Raw genomic sequence first — 3,304 nt, 5'->3', positions numbered from 1 at the left:
TGTGGGCGGCGGACGTAAATTGCACAGAACTGGCGGACGAAATTTGCACGCTCGGGCAAGGTGGCAGCTCCGAAAGAGCCTTTGGAGCCGCCTATGTACGGGAGGGAACAACGCGTGTTGCTACGTCACTATCTGGAGCAAGGCCTGTCCAAAACGGAGATCGCGCGGCAATTGGGCGTGAGCCTGCGCACCCTGTACTACTGGATCGACACAGGGCAACTCGATCGCTCACGGGATAACGAGTCACTGCGGTACCGGTGTCGTCCACCGGTCCCACACAAGATTGATAAGTTCCGCGGCATTATCACGGCACGCCTGGCGGAATACCCGAGGCTGACCGCGATGCGGCTGTTCGAGGAGATCTGCGCTGCCGGTTACAAGGGCGGCTATTCGCAGGTCAAGGAGTTCGTGCGACAAATTCGCCCAGGTGCGGTCCCAGAGCCAGTCGTGCGTTTCGAGACGCCGCCCGGACGGCAGGCGCAAGTTGATTTCGCCGAGTTTCGGCTGCCATGGGGCAAACGGTACGCCTTGTTCGTAGTGCTGAGCTATTCGCGACGCATGTGGCTTCAGTTTTACCCGCGCCAAAGCATGGAGGTGCTCATGCAAGGCCTGGAAGAGGCCTTTGCCTTCCATGGTGGCGTTCCCTTGGAGCTACTGTTCGACCAAATGAAAGCCGTTGTGGTCGACGATCAGCGTGGCGCCGGCGGCAGGGTGTTGGAGAACGTCGAGTTTTCGCGCTTTGCTCGCCATTGGGGCTTTCGCATCCGCGCTTGTCGCCCGTACCGGGCTCAGACCAAAGGCAAGGTGGAGCGACCCATCAGATATGTCCGACAGAGCTTCTTCTACGGTCGGGAATTCCTCAATGATGCAGATCTGAATACCCAGGCGTTGTCGTGGGTAATGCGCAAGGCCAACCAGCGGAAACATCGGACCACTGCAGAGGCACCCGATGCCCGCTTTCTACGCGACGAGTTGGCCTTACTTCAGCCGTTGGCACGAGCACCATATAGAGGACTGGCAACCCTGTCAGACCGCCCGACTTGCCGGATACCGGCCGCGGCCTTGCCCAGGGTGGAGAGGCGCTCCCTGAGCGAATACGGCAGGCTGGCGGGAGACCAACGATGAGCGCCGCCCGGTCACCCCGCGAGGCCATCCGCGATATGCTGGCGGATCTTAAGATGCCAGGTTCGCTCGAGGCGATCGACCAGATCCTCAGCGCGGTCGACAGCGGCCAACTAACAGCGTCTGAAGCAATTCAGCGCCTCCTGGGAGCGCAGATAAAGCTGCGAAACAACCGCCGTCTGATGGCGGCAATGCACTCTTCCCGGCTCCCTGCTATCAAGACCCTGGAGGATTTCGATTTCGCCTTTCAGCCATCGATCAAGCGCGAACAAATCGAGAGCTTGCACGAGCTCGGCTTTGTCGAGCGCAAGGAGAACGTCGTCCTGCTCGGCCCGCCTGGCGTCGGAAAAAGCCACCTCGCAATCAGCCTGGCCGTCGCGGCGGCCAAGCGGGGCCGCCGCGTCTACTATGGGACCTTGATCGACTTGATCTCGTCACTTGAGGAAGCGCAGGCGACGGGACAACTGCTTCGTCGTCTCACGGTACTAACCCATCCGGCGTTGCTGGTCGTCGATGAGATTGGCTACCTGCCGATCACGCACGGCGGCGCTGTGCTGTTCTTCCAGCTCATTAGTCGACGCTATGAACACGCTTCTACCGTACTGACTTCCAACAAAGGATTCGAAGAATGGGGAGCTGTCTTCGGGGATGAAGTGATGGCTGCCGCGCTCATCGACCGAGTGCTCCATCACTGCCATCTCGTGAACATCAAGGGGAACAGCTATCGCATGCGTGAGCACGCAGAGCTCTCGCGGGAGCTTAACCGTGAGTCACGCGCTCGACGCACACGCGCGGAAATAACGGGCACCGCATAGTTCCCGAGTTCGCTTGAACTGCTATCGCCTCCAATCGGCGGTTCCCGACCCTGAAGGGTCCTTCAGCTTTCTCGTTAGCGGACAGTCGCGAAGATCAATTCGCGCGCTCGTTTCGGCAGCCGCGCGGAGGGGTAGCTTGAACCGGCGACAATGCCCGGAACTCGTCAATAATTTGCCCAAGCCTCCGAACCGTTGAACGCATACCCTTCTTGTTCGCCCATCGCATCTTGAATTGACGGCCACTCGATACGGGGATCGTAGATGTATCGCGGCAAAACGAAGTATCTGGAATGTCTCACGTCGATAATCGTCGTCAGCCTTTCGAATTTCTTTTCCATCCAACTGAAGGCAATGAAGTTCGAACATTCTGACATTGCGAAAATGCTGCCCCACGCATAGCCGGGAAGCCGGCGCCCGGCTAAATCAACGACGTGGTATGAATCTCCGTGAGGAGGCTCACCTGCATATCGCAGTGTGATCTCATAGCTACCATCGGGCGGAATCAGCACGTAGTCCCCCATGCCTGCCCAATGGCAAAGGTTATCCAACGTAAATTGAATCTTGCAAGGTTCCATCAGCCTGCTTTTCATCGCAAATGAAGATTGCTCACCCGATTGTCGGCGATTCGCATAGGTATGTCGAACGGCCGAAAGTGGCTTTGGATTCAACGCGAAACTGCGACCCTCTCTGGCCGATCTTTTCGGTCATTGGGCGGTACATGCAAGTTGTGTCGAGCTACGAAGGTTTAGCGTGACTGCATGCAAGGTCCGCTTCCGCACTAATCAATGACTTCGGTGGAATCGCGTTGTCAGTCTGACGAGTTGCGATCTCTATCGAACGTGATCTAACCATAGTTCCATCTGTCTTTCTCGTATGGATATGTTCGATGTTGAACAGCCTGCGATCACAATCGAACCAATACCTTGATTCCCCAATTCTGTAGCTCTCCGTCGACGACACTACCTGTTCTTCAACGTATGTCTGTCGATTCCAGGCAGTGATGCCACCATCGCTCGTCCGATGAATTGAGTTGACGTCGATTTCGACCTTCGTGAAAATCCTGAGTGGGTATGGCGCAGTGACAGGCTTCCATTGCGGCTTCGCCATCTGTGTCTGATCCGCAGGCAATGAGGCGAGCGAGTCCACGTCCCGTGCTTGGTGTGTGATATTGCTGCATCCCGCGCACATGCTGCCAGCAATGATGATCAGAGAAAGAAGTTTCATGGTATTCACTTTGCTGTATCCGATCCATTCGCAGGCGATGGCGCAGATTTTTTGCAAATCCTCCGAGTGATTAAGTGGTTAAAAAGACCTGACCGGGATTGTCTACAAAGTGAGCCTGGATGTCGATTGACCGCTCATGGCCG

The 3,304-nt window shown here is 56.7% G+C and carries 3 protein-coding genes; 2 read left to right on the top strand and 1 reads right to left on the bottom strand.

All coding sequences use genetic code 11. From position 1 onward, the window contains the following. The first annotated feature begins 114 nt into the window (after positions 1–114). Together istA and istB are read left to right on the top strand one after the other, a co-directional pair. Positions 115–1,125, top strand: coding sequence for an IS21 family transposase (gene istA, locus CYJ10_RS11845; protein WP_180862835.1), 1,011 nt, complete (start codon positions 115–117; stop codon positions 1,123–1,125). Next, the gene (gene istB / locus CYJ10_RS11840) at positions 1,122–1,937 is read left to right on the top strand and encodes an IS21-like element helper ATPase IstB (RefSeq protein ID WP_219621418.1); all 816 of its coding nucleotides are present in this window, start codon (positions 1,122–1,124) and stop codon (positions 1,935–1,937) included. Before istA ends, istB begins: the two co-directional genes overlap by 4 nt. A 164-nt stretch (positions 1,938–2,101) precedes the next feature. Here istB and CYJ10_RS11835 read toward each other — a convergent pair whose 3' ends face one another. Then, positions 2,102–2,605: a hypothetical protein gene (locus tag CYJ10_RS11835; RefSeq protein WP_146001989.1), complete on the bottom strand. Its 504-nt coding sequence runs from the start codon at positions 2,603–2,605 to the stop codon at positions 2,102–2,104. Positions 2,606–3,304: the final 699 nt, after the last annotated feature.

The organism is Cupriavidus pauculus (assembly GCF_002858765.1).
GTDB lineage: Bacteria > Pseudomonadota > Gammaproteobacteria > Burkholderiales > Burkholderiaceae > Cupriavidus > Cupriavidus pauculus_B.
This window is presented reverse-complemented; position numbering and strand designations above follow the sequence as displayed.

What these genes read in the sequence shown, in the direction of transcription:
- istB (WP_219621418.1), top strand. Translation starts at nt 1,122, where the DNA reads ATGAGCGCCGCCCGGTCACCCCGCGAGGCCATCCGCGATATGCTGGCG.